20 protein-coding genes are annotated in these 21,553 nt (G+C 37.9%); 10 read left to right on the top strand and 10 right to left on the bottom strand.

Features of this window, described 5'->3' with window-relative positions:
• Nucleotides 1-101 precede the first annotated feature (101 nt).
• The 6 genes from K5G00_RS09450 to K5G00_RS09425 all read left to right on the top strand — a co-directional run bounded on the left by K5G00_RS09450 (nucleotide 102) and on the right by K5G00_RS09425 (nucleotide 5,839).
• Complete coding sequence (locus tag K5G00_RS09450; protein WP_238765918.1) at nucleotides 102-2,702, top strand: putative LPS assembly protein LptD; 2,601 nt, start codon at nucleotides 102-104, stop codon at nucleotides 2,700-2,702.
• Nucleotides 2,703-2,713: 11 nt separating this feature from the next.
• Complete coding sequence (locus K5G00_RS09445) at nucleotides 2,714-3,091, top strand: RidA family protein (RefSeq protein WP_238765917.1); 378 nt, start codon at nucleotides 2,714-2,716, stop codon at nucleotides 3,089-3,091.
• A gap of 672 nt (nucleotides 3,092-3,763) precedes the next feature.
• Entirely contained in the window at nucleotides 3,764-4,138 is a 375-nt protein-coding gene (locus K5G00_RS09440) for a hypothetical protein (RefSeq protein WP_238765916.1), read from the top strand.
• A complete protein-coding gene (locus K5G00_RS09435) occupies nucleotides 4,111-4,500 on the top strand; it encodes a hypothetical protein (protein WP_238765915.1) in 390 nt (129 codons plus the stop codon). Before K5G00_RS09440 ends, K5G00_RS09435 begins: the two co-directional genes overlap by 28 nt.
• Nucleotides 4,497-5,243, top strand: a complete 747-nt coding sequence (locus tag K5G00_RS09430; protein WP_238765914.1) for a hypothetical protein — start codon at nucleotides 4,497-4,499, stop codon at nucleotides 5,241-5,243. Before K5G00_RS09435 ends, K5G00_RS09430 begins: the two co-directional genes overlap by 4 nt.
• Nucleotides 5,240-5,839: a hypothetical protein gene (locus K5G00_RS09425; RefSeq protein ID WP_238765913.1), complete on the top strand. Its 600-nt coding sequence runs from the start codon at nucleotides 5,240-5,242 to the stop codon at nucleotides 5,837-5,839. The genes K5G00_RS09430 and K5G00_RS09425 overlap by 4 nt, the downstream gene beginning before the upstream one ends.
• Before the next feature lie 124 nt (nucleotides 5,840-5,963).
• Here K5G00_RS09425 and rplI read toward each other — a convergent pair whose 3' ends face one another.
• The 6 genes from rplI to accC all read right to left on the bottom strand — a co-directional run bounded on the left by rplI (nucleotide 5,964) and on the right by accC (nucleotide 10,799).
• On the bottom strand, nucleotides 5,964-6,410 hold the full coding sequence (gene rplI / locus K5G00_RS09420; protein WP_238765912.1) for a 50S ribosomal protein L9: 447 nt from the start codon (nucleotides 6,408-6,410) through the stop codon (nucleotides 5,964-5,966).
• A 15-nt stretch (nucleotides 6,411-6,425) separates the two neighbouring features.
• The gene (gene rpsR, locus K5G00_RS09415) at nucleotides 6,426-6,695 is read right to left on the bottom strand and encodes a 30S ribosomal protein S18 (RefSeq protein WP_158872365.1); all 270 of its coding nucleotides are present in this window, start codon (nucleotides 6,693-6,695) and stop codon (nucleotides 6,426-6,428) included.
• Between the two features lie 2 nt (nucleotides 6,696-6,697).
• Nucleotides 6,698-7,051 (bottom strand): 30S ribosomal protein S6, encoded by a 354-nt coding sequence (gene rpsF / locus K5G00_RS09410; RefSeq protein WP_158872363.1) that lies wholly within the window; start codon nucleotides 7,049-7,051, stop codon nucleotides 6,698-6,700.
• 173 nt (nucleotides 7,052-7,224) lie between these two features.
• Nucleotides 7,225-8,760 (bottom strand): acyl-CoA carboxylase subunit beta, encoded by a 1,536-nt coding sequence (locus K5G00_RS09405; RefSeq protein WP_238765911.1) that lies wholly within the window; start codon nucleotides 8,758-8,760, stop codon nucleotides 7,225-7,227.
• 13 nt (nucleotides 8,761-8,773) lie between these two features.
• Nucleotides 8,774-9,283 carry an acetyl-CoA carboxylase biotin carboxyl carrier protein subunit gene (locus tag K5G00_RS09400; RefSeq protein WP_238765910.1) on the bottom strand — a complete coding sequence of 170 codons (510 nt, stop codon included), beginning with the start codon at nucleotides 9,281-9,283 and terminating at the stop codon, nucleotides 8,774-8,776.
• 10 nt (nucleotides 9,284-9,293) lie between these two features.
• Entirely contained in the window at nucleotides 9,294-10,799 is a 1,506-nt protein-coding gene (gene accC, locus K5G00_RS09395; RefSeq protein ID WP_238765909.1) for an acetyl-CoA carboxylase biotin carboxylase subunit, read from the bottom strand.
• Between the two features lie 290 nt (nucleotides 10,800-11,089).
• Between accC and K5G00_RS09390 the strand changes: the two genes are divergently transcribed.
• The 4 genes from K5G00_RS09390 (at nucleotide 11,090) to K5G00_RS09375 (ending at nucleotide 16,559) form a co-directional block, all read left to right on the top strand.
• On the top strand, nucleotides 11,090-13,243 hold the full coding sequence (locus K5G00_RS09390) for a DUF5916 domain-containing protein (RefSeq protein WP_238765908.1): 2,154 nt from the start codon (nucleotides 11,090-11,092) through the stop codon (nucleotides 13,241-13,243).
• 33 nt (nucleotides 13,244-13,276) lie between these two features.
• Nucleotides 13,277-13,714: a DUF5916 domain-containing protein gene (locus K5G00_RS09385; RefSeq protein ID WP_238765907.1), complete on the top strand. Its 438-nt coding sequence runs from the start codon at nucleotides 13,277-13,279 to the stop codon at nucleotides 13,712-13,714.
• A gap of 18 nt (nucleotides 13,715-13,732) precedes the next feature.
• Nucleotides 13,733-15,094, top strand: coding sequence for an MATE family efflux transporter (locus tag K5G00_RS09380; RefSeq protein WP_238765906.1), 1,362 nt, complete (start codon nucleotides 13,733-13,735; stop codon nucleotides 15,092-15,094).
• A 427-nt stretch (nucleotides 15,095-15,521) separates the two neighbouring features.
• Complete coding sequence (locus K5G00_RS09375) at nucleotides 15,522-16,559, top strand: zinc-dependent alcohol dehydrogenase (protein ID WP_238765905.1); 1,038 nt, start codon at nucleotides 15,522-15,524, stop codon at nucleotides 16,557-16,559.
• A 67-nt stretch (nucleotides 16,560-16,626) separates the two neighbouring features.
• Here the strand turns inward: K5G00_RS09375 and gnd are convergent, their stop codons facing one another.
• The 4 genes from gnd to K5G00_RS09355 are packed head-to-tail and all read right to left on the bottom strand — an operon-like array spanning nucleotide 16,627 to nucleotide 21,512.
• Nucleotides 16,627-18,081, bottom strand: a complete 1,455-nt coding sequence (gene gnd, locus K5G00_RS09370; RefSeq protein ID WP_238765904.1) for a decarboxylating NADP(+)-dependent phosphogluconate dehydrogenase — start codon at nucleotides 18,079-18,081, stop codon at nucleotides 16,627-16,629.
• Nucleotides 18,082-18,094: 13 nt separating this feature from the next.
• Nucleotides 18,095-19,225, bottom strand: coding sequence for a 4-phosphoerythronate dehydrogenase PdxB (gene pdxB / locus K5G00_RS09365; RefSeq protein WP_238765903.1), 1,131 nt, complete (start codon nucleotides 19,223-19,225; stop codon nucleotides 18,095-18,097).
• Nucleotides 19,222-20,226, bottom strand: coding sequence for a Gfo/Idh/MocA family protein (locus tag K5G00_RS09360; RefSeq protein WP_238765901.1), 1,005 nt, complete (start codon nucleotides 20,224-20,226; stop codon nucleotides 19,222-19,224). Before K5G00_RS09360 ends, pdxB begins: the two co-directional genes overlap by 4 nt.
• Nucleotides 20,226-21,512, bottom strand: a complete 1,287-nt coding sequence (locus K5G00_RS09355; protein WP_238765899.1) for a lactate racemase domain-containing protein — start codon at nucleotides 21,510-21,512, stop codon at nucleotides 20,226-20,228. Before K5G00_RS09355 ends, K5G00_RS09360 begins: the two co-directional genes overlap by 1 nt.
• Between the last annotated feature and the right edge of the window lie 41 nt (nucleotides 21,513-21,553).

Below are 21,553 nucleotides of genomic sequence, written 5' to 3'. Positions count from 1 at the left end.
TATAACCCTTATTTTTATTTTTGCACGGCAAGCCGGGTAATAAAGGTTTTAATTCAGAAAACAATTTGTACAAAATAGGTTTAACATATCTTTTCATAGTCTTGTCACTATTTGTTTTTGGCCAGGAAACAGATAAAAATGTTCGTTTAACAAATTTAAATCAGCAGGACACTACTTTCACCGAAACTCCCGTGCAGGATACTTTAGCTGTAGATACAATTGAGATTGACTCAATTGTACCTCCTGTAATTGAAGCACCTATTGATTATAACGCAGAAGATTCTATAATTGTATCCTTTGACGGGCAAAAAGTATTTTTGTACAACAATGCTCATGTTACTTATCAGCAAATTGAATTAACAGCCTATTATATTGAACTCGATTTGGAAACCAAAGAAGTTTATGCTGAAGGTCTTTTAGATTCAACTGAAACACTTATTCAGAAACCGGTTTTTAGAGACGGTGATGAAGAATTTGAATCAAAAACACTGAGATACAATTTCGAAACAAAAAAAGGAATAATTACTCAGGTTGTTACCGAGCAAGGCGAAGGCTATTTTCACAGTGAGCGAACCAAGAAGATATCGGATGACGCATTTCTTGCAACAGACGGAAAATATACAACCTGCGATGCTGATCACCCGCACTTCTATTTGCACCTTTCAAAGGCAAAAGTTATTTCCAATAACAAAATTATAACGGGCCCTGCATATATGGTTTTGGAAGATTTTCCAATTTATTTCCCTTTTCTTCCTTTTGGATATTTTCCGAGCACACCAACTTATTCTTCGGGAATTATTGTTCCTACATACGGAGAGGAAGCCAATCGTGGATTTTATCTTCGCGATGGTGGTTATTATTGGGCTGCCGGCCAGTATTTCGATTTAGCCTTGCGTGGAGATATTTATTCAAAAGGCTCATGGGCCGGAAAACTAAATACCAACTACAGAAAGCGATACAAGTTTAACGGAAATTTCGATTTTAAATATAATGTAAATACAACAGGCGAAAGAGGAACCGACACCTATGGAAAATCGAATCAATTTGCTATTTCATGGAGACATTCGCAGGATGCAAAAGCGAATCCGAACCAAACCTTTTCGGCAAGTGTAAATTTTTCAACCAGCGGATACGATAAGCAAAATTCGTTAACCGCTGATACCTACTTGCGTACGCAAAAACAGTCGAGTGTATCATACACCAAAAAGTTTGAAAATACACCATTTAATATGTCGGTAAACTTGAGGCACTCGCAAAATTCTACCGATTCCACCATTTCTCTCACATTACCGGAGATGACTTTTAGCATGGCCAAAGTATATCCTTTTAGGAAAAAAAACCGGGCGGGTCCGGTAAGGTGGTATGAGAAGTTTGGAGTCAATTACTCCGGTAATCTCAGAAATGCGCTTCAGAATGCAAAAGAATGGGAGGTCATGAGTTCATCTTTTACAAAAGACTGGAAAAATGGGATAAAACACAACCTTCCAATTTCATTGCCCAGTTTTAATTTGTTTAACTATGTCAACTTTAGCCCGAGTTTTAGTTACAATGAAAAGTGGTACTTCAAAAAAATGAAATATACCTATGTTCCGGGCGCTGATTTTGAAGACAATCCTGACAGAATTGCAAATACGGTTAGAATTGATACATTAACGGGTTTAAACCGTGTATATGATTATTCATATAGCGTGAGTGCCTCAACAAATATTTACGGAATGTTTTCGCCCTTAAATCCAGACTCGAAAGTGCAGGCTATCCGGCATAAAATGACTCCCTCTGTTAGCCTTAGTTATACTCCCGATTTCGGGCAGGAGAAGTTTGGCTATTATCAGCCTGTTCAAGTCGATTCTGCCGGAACAATAAGATATTATGATGTAAACTATGGTGGAATTTACGGAGGTTCTCCAGGCCAGGGAGCTTCAGGTGCTGTTTCTTTTTCTTTAAACAACAGTTTGGAGATGAAGGTTCTGGATGTGAGAGATACAACGAAGTCGGATGAAGAGCAGAAGTATAGAAAAGTAAAATTGATTGACAATTTAAGTTTTAGTACATCGTATAATCTGGTTGCCGACTCATTTAATTTGTCGCCTGTAGCCATTCGGGCCAGGACAACTATTGCCGGCGTTAGTATAAATGCTGGAACAACGCTCGATCCATATATTCTTGATGAAGATGGAAGAGTAAATAAATACGCCTGGAGTGAAAAGAAAGGATTTTCAAAATTTGGTAGATTTACTCAGGCCAACCTTTCATTTGGTTTGCAATTTAAATCGAAAAAAGGAGAAGAGCAGGCTCAGGCAAATAAGGAAGCTATTGAAGAGGAAAATATATTGCCCGGTGATTATTCAAATTATGCCGATTTTAACGTGCCCTGGGATTTTAATATTGATTATAGTATTAATTATCGGGGGCCTAACTATTTAGGAGGAGATAATATTGTTACTCAGACCCTGGGGTTCAGGGGAAACCTAAACCTCACGGAAAAGTGGCGTATGAGTATGACAACAAATTTTGACATTATGGCCCGGGAATTTTCATTTACTACTTTTAATATAACACGTGATTTGCATTGCTGGCAAATGGTGTTTAATTTTATTCCTTTTGGGCAGAGACGGAGTTACAGTTTTACAATTAATGCAAGATCTTCGTTGTTAAAAGATTTAAAACTGACAAAAAACAGAAGTTATTTCGACAATTATTAATAATACAAAAAATGAAAAGAGTTATTGAAACCTCAAATGCTCCGAAAGCGATTGGACCATACAGCCAGGCTGTTGAGGTGGGGGACACACTGTATATATCAGGACAGATTCCGTTAGACCCTGAAACAATAAAGGTTGTGTATGGTGGTATTAAGGAACAAACAGTTCAGGTATTAAAGAATATTGGTGCCATTTTGGAAGCTGCAGGATATTCATATAAGGACGTTGTGAAATCGACCTGTCTTTTGGCAAATATGGAAGACTTTAAAGACATGAATGAGGTGTACGGACAGTTTTATACTGAGAATCAACCAGCCCGGGCAGCATTTGCGGTAAAAGAGTTACCGCTGAATGTACTTATTGAAATTGAAACTATTGCGGTAAAATAAAAGCAGTTGTCTCAGAATAAATTGCTTATATATTTTTTTAATAAAAAATCTCCATTGGTTTTCGTTTTTGATTTACCTTAACAGTTCAAATACACAAAAGATTTTTTAGAGCTTCGAAGTCGGACGTATCTTTCAGTTTCTTTAAAATCTGAAAGCATGGTTCTACTCGCGCGCGGTTTCTTCGCGTGGCTTGTAAACGCCAAAAATCCCAACCTTTGGGAAAGGTAAGTTTTAGCTTTGTGTTACGAAACATATTGTTTACCAGGTTCCTTTTTCGGGTTTTAAGGAATGTACTTACAGAAATAAACCTGAAATTCACAAACAAGTAAAACTGAAAATTATGAACCCGCCACTCAAAAAACCTTTACTTACACGCCGGAAGGTGCGAATATTTCTTGGCCCGCTTTTCAACGCAATCTTCTGGTAATTAAACTCATCTGAAATTCATAACTACAAAAAAACCTAAAAAATGAAACATGCCCCGTAAACCAAATCTTTTAAAACATTCCCGGGCAGCAACAAGGTTGAATAGCCCGCTCCTCCAAATGAACCTCGTTCTCAATTGCTCTCTCGCACGGTAACTACGATTATCCTGAATATGAAGAAAAGTTTCACTAATTTTTTATTAGCCTAAGTTTAAATTAAAACCAACAATTACTAAACCCAAAAATTATGAATTTTAAATTTATTATTTTAATTTTTTTCGTTCCATTTATTTCATTTGCGCAAACAGAAGAAGTAACATGGAATTATCCGGTTCATCCGGGGACAGAAGAATGGAATACGCTCAATTCGTTCTCTGAAAGACTTAACGCCTTTAATATTCCGGGCGATATTTTAACGGAAATGACAACTGAGAATCTGGTTGAAACCTGCCTCGCTTATCCCTGGTGGATTTTAATTACCAGCCGCGATAATAATCAGGCTGGATACGATTATTTAAAATCTGTATTTAATGGATTTAGAGAATTAGAAAATCGAAAAGATGCAGGAAAGGAGTTTTTAAAGAGTACGAAAAAATGGATCCTCAAAAACGATTGGGATTAAAAACAAGTATTGAAAAAGGTAATTTTAGCTATCAATTTATTTTTATTGAGATAGTATTATCTCAGCCAAATATTCTAAGAAGTTTATCTAAACAAGATTTAACACAACTTTTGGGTGCAGCAATTTCTGTTTTTCAGGACAAAAATAATCCGGAAATTAATTATTCTTTATTGAGTTTGTCTTCTACAGGATTAGTACTTGGTAGAATTTTAGAGAAAAATCAAAACGTGGAATTTTCGGATATTAAGAATAGATTCTTACAGTGTGAAGATTTTATAAAAGAAGGAATTACGGATAACAGAAAGATGTTGATTTGTATAAACAATATGGCAGACCTTTATTACAAAAAATTATTACCATGAGAAAATTATTAATTTTTTTGTCAATTATAATAATTGCTTGGGGTTGTAACAATGAAGAGATTCCGGTTGAGGAAGAAGTGGATCCTTGCAGTTTACTTATTGACGGAGTTTATGTTTGTGCGAGCAGTATTCCGGATTCATCGTTAACCAGTGAAGAAAGAAAGGAATACATGAATATTCCCGAAAGTGTGCTTCCCTGTCTAACAACTGAAGGATTAATAAAAAGTTGTTACACGACATTTTATGGACGTTTAATAGAAGCTTCAAACGGATATCAATCGGGATACAATCTAATGAAAAATTGGTGCCGTGGATTTGATGAACTGGAAAAACGGCTTGACGCTCCTGCTGCTTTTATTTCCTATTTTAAAACCATTGAGCTTAAAAATACGATAGATTATAATTTGTATGCTCTTGAAGTAGCTTCTGCTCAGGATAGCGTTTTAAACCGGTTTTCAAAAGAACAAAAAATTGAAATGTTAAATCTGCAATTGGATTATTTTGAAGAAAGAAGAAATATTTTTAATGACAGTGTTATTCATTGGGATGGAACTCCGGTATTTATGGGACGTCTTATGGCCTTTGATGAAAACGAACCGTTTTTATTTTCAATAGACAGGAATGATGCGCTTGGCCGGTTTATTGATGGAACAGGTACTTACCAATTAAGTATTGAGCTTGCCGATACAATTATTTATTATACTGAAAACTATTTAATTGAATTAAATGTAAACCCAAAATGAAATATCTTAATTTATCAACAATATTATTAGTTATACCATTATACTCATTGAGTCAAATTGATATTAAAACTCCGACAGGAGTAGATATTTATTATGAGGTGGATAATACCATTATGGATGCTGGAGAACGTGCTGCTTGCTGGGCATATTATGACTCTATGATTAATGTAAATGGATGGAATGCCGACATTAAAGCTAATGGTTCATATAAATATAATTGCCATGCGTATGCATGGCATATGTCTGATGGGGGAGATACGGTTAGAATACCAAATGTTTCCGATGTTGAGAAATATTTTAGCGGAGATAGGGCTACATATGAAGAAGTAGATCATATGAACTATTACAGTAAAATATATTACAATGGTGCAGCGCATTCAGCAAGAGCAGATACTGCGGATTTGAGCTATGTTTGGTCAAAATGGGGATCTGCAGTATTAGTTCGTCATGCACCAAATCATTGTCCGTACGAGAATTATTCAAAAGAATATTATGATCTTATTATTGATGATTCACCCAATAGTGTTGCCAAAGGATGTGCAACGGATGTCACTACTCTTGACATAAATAATAACTGGTCAGGTATAAAGGTATAAATAGTTACGTCTGTATATCGGGAGATACTTATACAAGGTAAGAAGAATAGTCAAAAAAATAAAAGAGGCTGCCTTGTGTATGAAAAACATAAAAGCAGCCTCTTTTTATTTATAAGTTATTTTCTTATTCAGCAACAACTTCGAATTCAACTTCCACAACTACTTCTTTGTGTAGTTTAATTTTTGCTGTGTACGAACCAACTTCCTTAATACTGTCTTCAGGAAGAATGATTTGTTTGCGGTCGATTTCAAAACCTTTCTTATTGATTGCTTCTGCCAGCTGAATTGTATTTACCGAACCAAAAATTTTGCCTGATGAGCTGGTTTTTGCTCCAATGGTAATCTTTTTGTTTACAATTTTTTCTGCGATTTCAGCTGCAGCGTCTTTTAGTTTTGCTTCTTTATGCGCACGTTGTTTTATGTTTTCCGCCAAAACTTTTTTTGCGGTTTCCGTAGCGGCAATCGCCATTTTTTGCGGAATAAGGAAGTTACGTGCAAAACCATCTTTTACAGATACAATGTCGTCTTTACTTCCTAAACGTTCAACGTCTTGTGTTAATATAATTTCCATTTCGTGTCCTCCTTACTATTTTAACATGTCGGTTACAAATGGCAATAAAGCAATTTGGCGGGCACGTTTGATAGCCTGACCAACTTTACGCTGATATTTCAAAGAAGTTCCGGTAATTCGGCGAGGTAAAATTTTACCTTGTTCGTTTAAGAATTTTTTCAGGAATTCCGGGTCTTTGTAATCTACATATTTAATTCCGTTCTTTTTGAAACGGCAATATTTTTTCTTTTTGATTTCAACTGACGGTGGAGTCAGATATCTGATTTCACTTGAATTCTGTGCCATTTTTATCCCTCCTGTTCTGTTTTAGCTTTTTGTAATTTTTTTCTTTTATTGCTGTATTCAATTGCGTACTTATCGAGTTTAACGGTCATAAACCTGATTACTCTTTCGTCGCGACGGAATTCAGTTTCATACTTTGAAATAAAAGAAGGATCAGCTTTAAATTCAAATAAATGATAAAAGCCTGTCGATTTTTTCTGGATTGGGTAAGCCAGTTTTTTCATTCCCCAATCTTCTTCATGGATCATCTCGCCTCCATTTTCAGCGATGAGTTCCTTGAATTTTTTTACCGCTTCCTTTACCTGTGGCTCAGATAAAACGGGAGTACAAATGAAAACGGTTTCATACTGATTCAACATAAACATCTAATTTTTAATTAATATTAAATATCCAATTTTTTGGACGCGCAAAAATAGAAATAATATGTTATTTATCAAATACTTTCGGTCCTTTTTAAAAGAGAAATGTATTTAAAAATAGAAAGGCGTACAATTGTACGCCTTTTTGCCCAATATTTTAATATAATTCTGATTTATAACGGAATATTTCCATGCTTTTTGGGTGGATTTGACTTTCGTTTATTTTGAGTCATATCCAACGCATCAATAATTTTTTTACGGGTGTCCCTGGGATTAATGATTTCATCGACGTAACCCAGTGATGCCGCCTTGTACGGATTGGCAAATTTTTCCCGGTATTCCTGCACCGCGTTTACTTTTTCATCGTCATTTAGTTTATTCCGGTGAATAATATTTATGGCTCCTTCGGGGCCCATAACAGCAATTTCAGCTGTAGGATAAGCAAAATTTACATCAGCGCCAATGTGTTTGCTCGACATTACATCATACGCTCCGCCATAAGCTTTTCGCGTGATAATCGTAATCTTTGGAACCGTTGCTTCCGAGAAAGCATACAGAAGTTTTGCACCGTGTTTAATGATACCGCCAAACTCCTGGCCGGTTCCGGGCAAAAATCCCGGGACATCAACAAAAGTTACCAAGGGTAAATTGAAGGCATCGCAGAAACGAACAAACCGAGCAGCTTTTACCGATGAATTTATATCGAGTACTCCCGCCAGGTGAGCCGGTTGGTTTGCAACAATCCCAACAGGCTTGCCTCCAAAGCGGGCAAATCCAATAACTATATTTTTTGCGTATTGTGCCTGGACTTCCAAAAAGTGTTTGTTGTCGATTACCTTTTGAATAATCTCGTGCATGTCGTAAGGTTTGTTGGGGTCGGCCGGTACCAGATCCTGCAAACTTTCTTCCACACGGTCAGAAGGATCGATTGTTGTTTTTACGGGAGGATCTTCCAGGTTATTTGAGGGAAGAAAACTAAGTAGTTCCCTTATCATCATTAAAGTCTGGTCTTCATCAGCTCCATTAAAATGAGCAACGCCGCTTTTTGTATTATGTGTTGAGGCTCCACCCAGTTCTTCTTTGCTAACTTCTTCGTGTGTAACAGTTTTAATTACATCTGGTCCGGTAACAAACATGTGGCTTTTTTCATTCACCATAAAAATAAAATCGGTAAGGGCAGGAGAGTAAACTGCTCCACCGGCACAAGGACCTAAGATAGCTGAAATTTGCGGAATAACTCCCGATGCTATAACATTGTTATAGAAGATATCGGCGTATCCTGCAAGACTTTCCACTCCTTCCTGAATTCTTGCTCCACCTGAGTCGTTTAAACCAATAATAGGCGCTCCCATTTTAAGTGCCAATTCCTGAATTTTGACAATCTTGTCGGCATTTGCCCGGCTCAGTGAACCTCCAAAAACTGTAAAATCCTGGGCAAAAACATAAACAAGTCTGCCATTCATTTTTCCATATCCCGAAATTAAACCATCGCCAAGTATTTTTTTGGTTTCCATTCCAAAGTCATAACTGCGGTGGGTAACCAATTTGTCTATTTCGTTAAATGTACCGGGGTCGAGCAATTGTAAAATCCGTTCGCGAGCCGATTTTTTTCCGGCAGCATGTTGTTTTTCGATACGTTCAATTCCTCCACCCAACTCGGCTTTTTCATTCAATTCTTCGAGCTGGTTATACTTTTCTTTTAAATCCATATATTTCCAGGTTTTATTCCAGTTCAATTAAAATCTGATTTCCTTCGATTGTATCGCCCGCTTTAACATTTATCTTTTTTACCTTCCCGTCGCGGGGCGATTTGTATTCGCTTTCCATTTTCATGGCAGAAATAATAATCGCATTCTCGCCTTCTTTTATTTCATCACCTTCGTTAACCAGTATCTCAACTACTTTTCCCGGCATTGGCGACGAAATTGTATTTTCGTTTGAGCTAAAACCATTGGCTCCTCTGTTTAAGAGATAACGAGCTTCTGCGTCAATAACTTCAAGCTCAAATTCTTTATAAAGCGTGTAAGCAGTGTATTTTTTTGGTTGTTCATGAGGCACGAGCTCAATGTTATAGGAATGTCCTCCTTCCAAAATTGAAAAGGTTCCGTCGGCTGTATGCATTAAATCTACCTTGTAGAGCTTTCCGTCAACCTCAACTTCAAGAAGATTTCCATTTTGATTTAACAGATTTACCCATGCAACTCTGTTGTTTAGTTTTATTTCAACTGGCATAACTAATTTTTTAGAAATGATTAATAAACTGGATTTTCTTCCATCTGCTTTGTGCAGCGGTAAATTCCTTTTGGTTTTTTTCTGAATTTCCCAGTTTATCAAGATAATCAATAAACGCGGCGATAATTACCATGTCGTCACAGTCTTCACACGAATCGTTATTCAGTAGCTGTTCCTGGTTCTTTTCAATAAAATGTGTGTCGTAGTTTCCATCAATAAAGTTTTTATTATTCATGATTCTTTCCAGGAACTTTATGGATGTTTTAACCCCGGTAATTTTGTATTCATAGAGTGCCCGCCGCATTCTGCGAATTGCTTCATCCCGTGTTTTTCCCCAAACGATAAGTTTTGAGATCATTGAATCGTAAAAAATTGGAATCTCGTAGCCTTCGTACACATACCCATCGGTTCTGACACCTAACCCCAGAGGTTCTGAAATTTTATAGATTTTTCCGGCACTGGGCATAAAATTATTGTCAGAATCTTCAGCATAAATCCGGCACTCAATAGCATGCCCTTTTTGAATAAGGTCATCTTGTGTAAATTCCAATTCCTGTCCTTCAGCGATTTTTATTTGCTGTTTTACCAAATCAACTCCGGTGACTCTTTCAGTTATTGGATGTTCAACCTGAAGCCTTGTATTCATTTCAAGGAAATAGTAGTTCAGGTCATTATCCACTAAAAATTCGATAGTACCTGCCCCCGTATATTTAACCGCCTTGGCTGCTTCAACAGCTGCTTTTCCCATTGTTTCACGTAATTCCTCTGTCATCAGCGGAGAAGGAGTTTCCTCAATCATTTTTTGATGTCTTCGCTGAACAGAACACTCTCTTTCAAAAAGATGAACGGCATTTCCATGCTGATCGGCCAATATTTGAAATTCAATATGGTGCGGCGATGTAATATATTTTTCAATATAAACGGAATCGTCGCCAAACGATGATTTTGCCTCTGAGCGGGCAGCGCGAACAGCTGAAACAACTTCCGATTCATTTTTTACCAGCCGCATTCCCTTTCCACCACCTCCGGCAGAAGCTTTTATCATTACAGGTACGCCAATTTCTTTTATAATGGAAAGTGCTTCTTCCTCGCTTGTAATCGCACCATCAGTACCGGGAACAACCGGAATGCCGGCTTTGCTCATAACTTCACGGGCTTGTATTTTGTCACCCATTTTTACAATTACATCCGGATTTGGTCCGATAAAGATGATGCCTTCTTCCAAACACCGTTGTGCAAATTTTGCATTTTCAGAAAGAAAGCCATAACCTGGATGAATAGCATCGGCTCCGCAGTTTTTGGCAACTTCTAATATTTTTTCAATGTTTAAATAACTTTCGTTTGAAGGCGCTTTTCCGATGAGATATGCTTCGTGTGCATATCTTACATGAAGTGAAGTGCGATCCGCCTCAGAGTAAACAGCTACAGTTTCTATATCTAACTCCCGGCAGGTGCGCATTACACGAATTGCAATCTCGCCACGATTTGCAACTAAAATTTTATTTATTTGACTCATTTTGATTTTATAAATCGATAAAAATTATCTGTTTTATAAATACAATCAAGTATAACTGTACAAATCCAAAATTGTTTAGTTCAGAAAACCATTTGAAATTACCTTTTGTGGTTTAATCTACAAATCAAAATGTGTTAATAAATGTAAATTTGAGATATAGGATTGTTAATCGCGACCATTAAATTCGAAAAACAAAAGAACTTGTTCTAAGGTTGAAATAGATTTTCTTAGAAAAAAGTTTTGTATTTTCGCAAACAACTAATTTTAGGCCACTTATTTAAATATGCGTTATGTATAGGAATTACCTCTTAATACTTTTTTTTAGTATATCTTTTTTATCTGAATCTCTGGTAGCTGAATCTCAGGATTTTAATTATACGCTTTCCGATGATTCATTGGTGAATCATCATGCAAGCATTAAAAGGGTATATTATGCAACACGAACTAACCTAAAACCCAAAGTAGACGGTAAGCTGGATGACGAATGCTGGAAAGTTGTAGGAAAGTGGGATGGAGGATTTATCCAGCAGCAACCACATCAGGCAAACGCTCCGTCTCAGCAAACTGAAATAAAAATACTTTATGATGACACCTATTTGTATTTTGCAATTGTTTGTCATGACGATGAGCCGGATAAAATAAGTCCGATTTTAGGCCGTCGTGATGAAAATAACGGTGATATGGCAGGAATAGCGCTTGACTCATACAACGATAAACAAACGGCCTTTGAGTTTAATGTAACTGCTGCCGGCCAAAAAGTGGATCTGATGCATTTGGGAGAATATGGCTGGGATTTTAACTGGGATGCCGTTTGGGATGGGAAATCCTCGGTTGGAGACTCGGCCTGGTATGCTGAAATGAGGGTGCCTTTTACGCAGTTGCGTTTTGCAAACAATGAAGAACATGTTTGGGGAATGCACATCTGGCGGTGGATACACAGATTGAGTGAAGAAGACCAGTGGAAATTAATTCCTGTTGATGCACCTGCCATGGTTTATATATTTGGAGAATTGAGAGGAATAAAAGATATCCCTTTTAAAAGAAATTTTGAGGTCTTGCCCTATGTAAAATCAAAATACATTTCTGATGCTCACGACAAATTCAACTTTGGCGGAGGCCTGGACGGGAAAATTGCAGTTACTTCCGACTTTACTCTTGATTATACAATTAACCCGGATTTTGGGCAGGTTGAAGCGGATCCCTCTGTTTTGAATTTAACTTCGTATGAAGTTTTTTATGATGAAAAACGACCTTTTTTTCTGGAAGGAAACAATATTCTGGAGTATGGAGCAGGCTCTGATTTGCTGTTTTATTCAAGACGAATTGGACATGCGCCAAGCTATGCGCCGGGTTACACCGAGGGTATAAATTCAATTTCAGTTCCGGATAATACATCAATCATAAATGCCCTGAAGCTGACTGGAAAAAACAAAAAGGGGCTTTCGCTGGGGATTATCAATAGTATGACGGCAAACGAACAGGCAACGCTTTTCTCAAATAATGGAAGTTCAAAAGAAGCCGTTGAGCCATTTACCAATTATTTTATTGGTCGGGTTAAAAAGGATTTTAATAAAGGAAACACCGTGCTGGGCGGATTGGTAACTTCAACCATCAGAAATATAAAAGATGACCATCTTGATTTTTTGGCCGACAATTCGACCGTAGGCGGGGTTGACTTTGAGCACAACTGGAAAAACCGAAAATATTTTGTGAATTTTAAGAGCTTTTATTCACAGGTGAATGGAAGTACAACTGCAATATCGAGTTTGCAAAATAATTCAAGGCACTATTTTCAAAGACCTGATGCTGGTCATTTGAAATATGATCCTGAGTTGACTACTTTGGAAGGTTGGGGAGGTGAAATTAGTGGAGGAAAAAGAAGTGGTAAGGTTAGGTTGACCGGTGGCTTTGACTGGCGGTCTCCGGGAGTTGAATTAAATGATTTGGGATATTTAAGACAAGCCGACTACATCGATCAGAATCTTGATTTTTTATATTGGATAAATAAACCGAAAGGAATTCTCCGAAGTTACCATATCGGGGTGGAACAGATGCATCATTGGAGTTATGGCGGTGAAAATATAGGAGATGAGATAAATATAAATTCGCGTATCCAATTTAAAAACCGCTGGCGATTGGATTTGGTTTTTGATCGTAAGTTTAATACAATTGATACCCGACAATTATGGGGCGGTCCTTCTTTGAGAATTGACAACAGAACAATGGGCCGGGTTAATTTACAAACCGACCCGGGAAAAGATGTTATTTTGGGATTCTCCGGTTATTGGGCACGTTTTGATGATAAAATAAGTCAGGAAAATTATTCTCAGTTTTATATTCAATGGTTAATTAGCAACCGGTTTACGGTAGCGGCGCGTACGACATATACCAACGAGGTTGACAACAGCCAGTATGTTATGCAAAAATCAATAACCGATAATTAGGAATATATTGTTGGAAAACTGGATCGAAAAACCTTGTATACGACCTTACGGGCAGAACTGTTTGTTACTCCGGAATTATCGCTTCAGTATTACGGGAGCCCCTATGCTTCTACCGGAAAATTTCTTGACTTTAGAAAAGTTGCTGATTCTAAATCTAAAGATTTAAACAGCAGGTATACCTTCTTAAATATTGAAGAAGGAGATGAGCGTTTACTGGTAGATGAAAATTCAAATTTAGTTCTTAATCTTACCGAGGATAATCAGGATTTTAATTTTCAGGAATTTAATTCCAATCTGGTTTTACGCTGGGAATACAAAACCGGTTCAACATTTTATTTTGTTTGGACAAACTACAGGTCTCGTTACGAAAATGTATACAACCCGTCAATCGGCAACAGTTTAAAAGGAATTTCAAAAGTGGCTGCTCAAAATGCTTTTATGATAAAACTGAGCTACTGGTTCTCACTTTAATTCAAAATCATAACTTTGGTGCCCAATTATTCAATGTTTGGAATGAAACTGGCACATTATTTCCCATATTACAAGCGTAATCTGAGGCTGGCTTTACCAGTTGTACTCTCGCAAGTTGGGCAGGTAAGCGTACAGCTTATTGATGTAATGATGGTTGGTCATGTAGGGACTACTGAGCTTGCTGCATCGGCTTTTGTGAATAATATATTCATGATAGGGATGAATTTTGGCATGGGGCTTACTTTGGGGCTAACTCCGTTGGTTGGTAATGCTTTCGGAAACAATGAAAAATCGGAAGTTACAGTTTGGCTTAAAAACGGCATGTTTACACATATTGTGGCAGCCCTTGTTTTAACTGCAATCATGAGCGGGGTTTATTTCTTTTTACCACTAATGGGACAACCAAAAGATGTTTTGGATCTGGCAAAACCTTACTATCTTTTATTGTGTGCATCCTATTTACCCTTTATTTTATTTTTTTCCTTTAAGCAGTTTTTTGAAGGTTTGGGAAATACAAAAATGGCTATGCAAATTACCCTGATGTCTAATGTTGTAAATATATTGCTCAATTATGTTTTAATTTTTGGAAAATTTGGTTTTCCTGCCATGGGGCTGGTTGGTGCCGGAATCGGCACCTTGGTCTCAAGACTAGTGATGCCGTGCCTTTTTATACTTTTTATCTGGAAGAGAAAACAACATAGAATTCATTTTCGTAGTGCGCGGATCCATCCGTTGGAACTAAGTCGTATTAAAAAAATTCTAAAAATCGGAATTCCTATAGCATTACAAATTATTGTAGAGGTTACAGCTTTTGGTATTGGAGCAATAATGATGGGCTGGTTAGGAGAAAAGCCTCTCGCAGCGCATCAGGTTGCGCTTGGATTGGCCTCTTTTACTTACATGATTTCGTTAGGAATTTCTCAGGCCAATACAATTAGAATCAGCCATCAGATGGGAAATAACGATTTAAAAGCTTTAAAAATGGCAGCATTTGGTTCTACTCACCTTGTTTTAGCCTTTATGTCGTTTATGGCACTGGTATTTGTTTTTGGAAAAAACTATCTTCCCTATCTTTTCACCACCGATTCACATGTCGTTATTATTGCAGCCAGTTTACTGGTTGTTGCAGCAGTATTTCAGATTTTTGACGGATTACAGGTGGTTATGCTAAGTACTTTGAGAGGAATGGCAGATGTAAAAGTTCCAATGTTTATTGCTTTTGTTGCCTATCTTCTAATCGGAATACCAACAAGTTATTTGCTAACTTTTGTTGCTAATATCGGCCCGCAGGGAATTTGGTATGGATACCTCGTTGGACTTGGGGTTGCCGGGTTGCTGTTTTATTTTCGTTTTAAACATAATATCAGAAAAAGAGTATAAAAAAACGGGTTATCTTTTATTGGATAACCCGATTGTTCATAGTCTAGTTTAGTTAGATAAGAAAACTTTATTGGTCTAATAGAGAAAAGGTAGTTTTCAATAATTTTCTTAATCTTTCATTTTTAAGCATTGCTAATATAGTACAAAATTGTTTCAATCGTTAACGATTTTTAAAAATTTATTAATATTTGTTAAAATTTCAAATGCCTATTTTTTTAAAATATTGATTTTCAGTCGTTAATAAAAGGGGGGCATGTTGTAAAATATAAACACTTTTTTTTTGTTGATTTTTTTGTTTATTCAATAGGGTCTGTGAAATATAAAATGTGACAAAAATCATTTTTCAATTGTTTTATGAGCAGGTCGTATAAGGCAGTGTGTGCATAAATGTCTACTTTTAAAAAATAATCTTTTTAGACTTATCATAATGAAAAAAATTGTTTTGACAAATATTCGGAAAATGGAACCAACTGTTTGCGATGAACCTAAAATTGTAAAACCGACTGAAGTTAAAATTAAAGTGTCGGTAGTTGGGGTTTGCGGTTCAGATATTCATTATTATTCTGAAGGGAAAATAGGTTCTCAAGTTGTGCAATATCCTTTCCCGGTTGGGCACGAATGTTCCGGAATAATAGAAGAAATAGGCGAGGAGGTAAGCCGTGTAAAAGTGGGAGACCTGGTTGTGATTGATCCTTCTGTACATTGTGGAGAGTGTGACCAGTGCCGGGGAGGAAGACCACATACCTGCCGGAATAATAAATTTTTAGGTTGCCCGGGGCAGTTGGATGGATGTTTGGCTGAGTCAATTGTAATGCCTGAGTTTACGTGTTTCCCGGTAACAGGAAAACTCAATAAAACACAGGCGGCTTTAATCGAACCGCTTACGATTGGGGTTTATGCGGTAAATCTGGCAAATATTTCGAATAATAAAACTTCTGTAGGTGTTTTCGGGGCAGGTCCTATAGGGATGAGTATTCTTATGAAACTTCTGGCTGAGGAGATTTCGAATGTTGGAATAATTGAACCTCTTGAATACAGGCTGAAAAAAGCAAGTGAGATTGGCGCTTCCTATTTGATCAATCCTGAAAAAGAGGTAGTGGAAACAGAAGTTCAAAAAAGAGAAGAATTGTTGCTCGATGTCGTTTTTGAGGCAAGTGGCGAACAGGAGGCTGTAACCAATGCAATTAAAATATTAAAACCCGGAGGCAAACTTGTTTTAGTCGGAATTCCTCCTTCTGCTGAGTACACGTTTAATATGGATTTAATGCGTCGTAAGGAATTAACCGTCATTAACGTGCGCCGTCAGAATCACTGTGTAGAAGAAGCAATTGATTTGGTCGTTTCGGGCAAAATAGATATTGAAAAAATGGTGACACACAACTTTTCCTTTGACGAAACAGCTGTAGCTTTTGATATTGTGGAAGGGTATAAAGACGGCGCAATAAAGGCAATGATTAATTTGTAATCTTTTCTTAAATAGAAAATCCGGAGAAAATTCCCCGGATTTTACATTAAAATTAAGTTGGTTTAAGCTACACATTGTAAGTTGAAGAAGCAGTATCGCCACCACGACCAGTCCAGTTGGTATGGAAAAACTCGCCACGTGGTTTGTCTGTTCTTTCATATGTATGTGCTCCAAAATAGTCGCGTTGAGCCTGCAATAAGTTTGCCGGCAATCTCTCTGTTCTGAATCCATCGAAATAACAAAGTGCAGAAGTAAGTGCCGGTACCGGAATTCCGTTTGAAAGAGCTGTTGCACAAACTCTTCTCCAACCTTCCTGCGCTGATTCAATTTTTTCCTTAAAGAACGGATCCAGAAGTAAGTTTGGTAAATCAGGGTTGTTATCGAATGCCGCTTTGATGTCAGCTAAAAATACTGAACGGATGATACAACCACCGCGCCACATCAAAGCGATTCCGCCATAGTTTAGGTTCCATCCATATTCCCGGGCTGCTTCCATCATCAGGTTATAACCCTGTGCATATGAGATGATTTTTGCACCATACAGAGCCATTTTCAGATCATCAATCAGCTGCGCCTTTTCTCCGTCGAATTTTGGAGCCGGGCCCGAAATTGCTTTTGACGCCTGAACTCTTAGATCCTTTTGAGCGGAAAGACAACGTGCAAAAACTGATTCTCCAATCAATGTTAAAGGAATACCAAGGTCGAGAGCAGAAATACCTGTCCATTTTCCGGTTCCTTTCTGACCCGCTGTGTCAAGGATAAAGTCAACAGTTTCTTCACCATTCTCATCCTTATAACCCAAAATATCGCGTGTAATCTCAATAAGATAACTATCCAGTTCCTGATCATTCCATGCTTTAAAAACTTCGTGCATTTCATCGTTGCTCATTCCCAGCAGGTCTTTCATTAGCTGGTATGCTTCGGTAATAATTTGCATATCACCATATTCAATTCCGTTGTGCACCATTTTTACAAAGTGTCCGGCGCCGCCTTCTCCTACCCAGTCGCAACAGGGAGAACCATCTTCCACTTTAGCTGCTACTGCCTGGAATATTTCTTTAACATGCGGCCATGCATCCGGAGATCCACCCGGCATCATCGAAGGGCCTTTCAACGCACCCTCTTCACCACCCGATACACCGGTTCCTACGTAAAGCAAACCTTTGCTTTCCACATATTCTGTTCTTCTTATTGTGTCGGGGAAGTGTGAGTTACCCCCGTCAATAATAATGTCGCCCTCCTCAAGATGCGGAATAATTTGCTCTATCAGCGCATCAACCGGTTTTCCCGCTTTTACCAGCATCATCACTTTTCTTGGTTTTTCGAGAGAAGCAACAAATTCTTCAATGGACTGCGCACCAATAAAGTTTTTTCCGGCTCCGCGTCCATTTACAAATTTGTCCACCTTTTCTACAGTGCGGTTGTACACTGCTACAGTGTAACCTTTGCTTTCCATGTTTAATACAAGGTTTTCGCCCATTACAGCTAACCCTATCAATCCAATATCAGCTAATTTTTTCATTTTATTTTGATTTTTATATTTCAATAATTTTAAATCCTAATTTTTTCAATTTTTCTAGTGTATCTTTTTTAATATTTTTTGCTTTAACAGTAAAGCTATCAAATTCTCTTCTTACCGGATAATCTCCCCTCTGCTTTTCAAAAAGATGCGGAGTTTCGCGCAAGCTTTCATCATCGTTTTCAATATCATAAGTTGAAAGTACAGCTTCCGCCAGAATTGAATATTCACGTCGTTGATTCCCGTCAATCTCAATAAATGTATTTTGAGGAAGTTCAACACCTTCCGGTTCCCAATCATCGATTCCAAGATTAAAATATCGGCTGACAGCCTGAACGCTCATTTTTGTCCCGTTGGCTTTTCCGTCTTTTGAATATCCTGCAATATGAGGAGTTCCATAATCAGCAAGGTTTAGTAACTCTAAATCAATTTCGGGTTCATTTTCCCAGCAATCTAAAATTACTCCTGAAATATCGTTGGCTTCCAGTGCGTTGTAAACCGACTCAGTTTCAAAAACTTCACCCCGACAAGAATTGATCAGAAGCGGTTGTTTTGAAAGATTCTGTAAAAACTTTTCATTTGCCATATGAAAGGTGGCATCATTTCCTGCTAAATTTAAAGGAACATGGAAAGTAATAATGTCTGCTTCTTTCTGAATGGTTTCAATCGACACAAATTTTTCAGAACCTTCATTTCTTTCACGTGGCGGATCGTTTAGCAAAACTTTCATTCCCAGTATTTCACAAGTTCTTGCTACTTTCGTGCCTACATTTCCTACTCCGACAATTCCAATGGTTTTTCCGGCCAGATCTTCTCTTTTTCGCATCGACCAGGAGAATAATGCTGATGTAATGTATTGGTTTACACTCTCGGCATTACAACCGGGAGCATTTGTCCAGTGAATTCCCGCTGATTTGCAGTAATTTGTATCAATATGGTCATAACCAATGGTTGCCGTAGCAATGAATTTCACAAGCGAACCTTCAAGTAATTTTTTGTTACAGATGGTCCGGGTCCGGGTAATCAGTGCGTCGGCATCTTTTACAACTTCTGCATTGGTTGCTTTCCCCGGAAGGTAGACAACCTCAGCAAAAGGCTCGAGAGCGCCTTTAATATACGGTATTTTATCGTCGATAATAATTTTCATTGTTTTTCCGGGTAGTAGTTTTTGACCATTTCATCAAGAACCCAGCTTGTGCGGGCAGCCGAAATTCCTGTACTCACTGATTTTCCCTGGCCAAGGAATTCATTGGAAACCTGTTGAACGAGATTTTGAGAAATATGTTTTGGGTTGGTAAATTCATATTCCCTGGTGCCATTTTCGTTTTGCAGAATAACATTTCCCGGTGAAAAACAAGGAAGGACTATACGGCCTTTTTCTCCGATAATTTCTATTTCATCTTTTTCTGATGATGCATCTGCTACAAAACACCAGCTTCCTGTTCCGGTGATGCCCGATTCGTGTTTCCAGGTTCCGGTAACAGTATCTTCTGCGGGATACAGACCAGCTTTATTTTCCGCCTTTCCTGAAACTTCTTTGACGGGGCCGAAAACAAAATCAAGATAATCGAACTGGTGAGAAGCCAAATCAAAAAAATGACCTGCACCAGCTATTTCAGGAAAAACATGCCAATGCATTTCCTCTCTCTTTTGATTTTTTTCGGCTGCTTGTTTATATAGTTTAATGTTTACGAGTAACGGTTTGCCGATAGCTTTTTTTTCAACAAGCTCTTTTACTTTTAAAAATGCAGGCAAAGTTCTTCTGTAGTATGCAACACATAGCGGCATGCCTGTTTCCTCCGATACTTTTAACATTTCCATACATTCCCTGTGATTTCTGGCCATCGGTTTTTCAACATAAACCGGTTTGCCGGCCCGCATTGTTTCAATAGCATATTGAGCATGAGAATCGGGTGGGGTGGCTATGTAAACGGCATCAACTTCCAGGTCATTTATTAACTCACTGGCGTTTGAGTACCATTTTGGAACATTATGACGACGGGCATAGTCGGCTGCTTTTTCTGGATTTCTTCGCATAACAGCAATCAGCCCCGAGTTTTTACTTTTATTAAAAGCCGGTCCGCTTTTTACTTCCGTAACGTCGCCTACTCCAATTATTCCCCAGTGTATCGTATTCTTATTTTTCATCAAAATTCAAATCGATCTTTGTATGCCCACAAACCTATCGCAGGATTAGAAATATAGAATATTTCTTCACCGTCGGGCAAAGTGTTAAATCCGTCTTTTAGTGTTTCGGGATTATAACGAGCGGTAATCTCATCAAAGTCGCCGTAAATAAAACCGACACTTTCAATTTCCCTGCGTGTTAAATTCTCTTTTTCTTTTCCCGGGCAATAAGTGATGCTGAATCTTCCTTCAGATGAACCATGGATGAGATGCGCCGCAGCTCCAAGATTTTTTTGAAGGTCTTCGTTTTCTTTTACCATTTTTAAGGTATGTGGCGTTCCATGATATCCGTATTTTCTAATCAATGCATCAATTTGGGCATCTTCTCCAAATTCTTTTAAAGCAGGGGCCAAAACAATTAATTCACCATCGTCGGCCAGTGCCATTCGTGTTCTGTAAACGCTTTTGTTTCCAAGCCATGTACTTTTAAATTCTGTGGGGTCTAACCAAACCACTACTTTTTTTAGCGGTTTATTTACCATTTCAAAATTCACAAGCAAAGAAAGTTTTGCTGCTTTGTCAAAAACACTGTAATCATCGCCGACAAAAAGCCCGTAAGTTTGCAGCCTGCCTTGTTTATTTAAACCAACTACCGTTTGTACATAAACAATCGGGAGATCGGCGCTTACTTTTTCTGACGCGTAGTTAAAGATTTTTCGAACCGGGGTATCTGCCCGGCCCATCATTTTTTCCATTCCGTAAGCAGCGCCTATAAAATGACTTTTGTTTATTCCTTCGGAACCACCTGTTCCAACAAAGATGTTTTTGTTATAGTTGGCCATGCCGACTACCTCGTGAGGTACAACCTGACCAATGGACAGTATAAGATCGAAACCGCCTTCAACCAGTAATTTGTTAACCTGTACCGGCCAATCGTAATTAACCGCTCCATCTGATACTTCTTTTACAAATTCTGCGGGGACTGTTCCCAGTGTAACCACATCGTTTCTCCAATCGTGTTCACGAAACAGATGTTTTGGTGTTGCTCCAAACATATGGCTAATCTGTTTTTCTGTCATTGGAGTATGCGTCCCCAGTGCAGGCAGAATATCAGTTAATCGTTCCCCAAAATATTCCCATACAAATTCAGTTAATTCGCCGGCCCGCGACGGAAGTCTTGTATAATCGGGAGGAACAGCCAGCACTTTTTGTTTTTGTCCCATTTTCTCCAGGGCCTCAAAAAGTCCCTTTTTTAAATCTTCAGCCGAAAGTGCTGCATCAGTAGTGCCTTTTTCGTAATAAATCATCGTTTTAATAAAAGTAGTTTCTAAAAAATCAGAAATACATT

Origin of the sequence: Maribellus maritimus (assembly GCF_022267315.1) — a bacterium.
Taxonomy (GTDB): domain Bacteria; phylum Bacteroidota; class Bacteroidia; order Bacteroidales; family Prolixibacteraceae; genus Draconibacterium; species Draconibacterium maritimum.
Note: the sequence above shows the minus strand (reverse complement) of the source record. Positions and strands in the feature narration are given on the sequence as shown.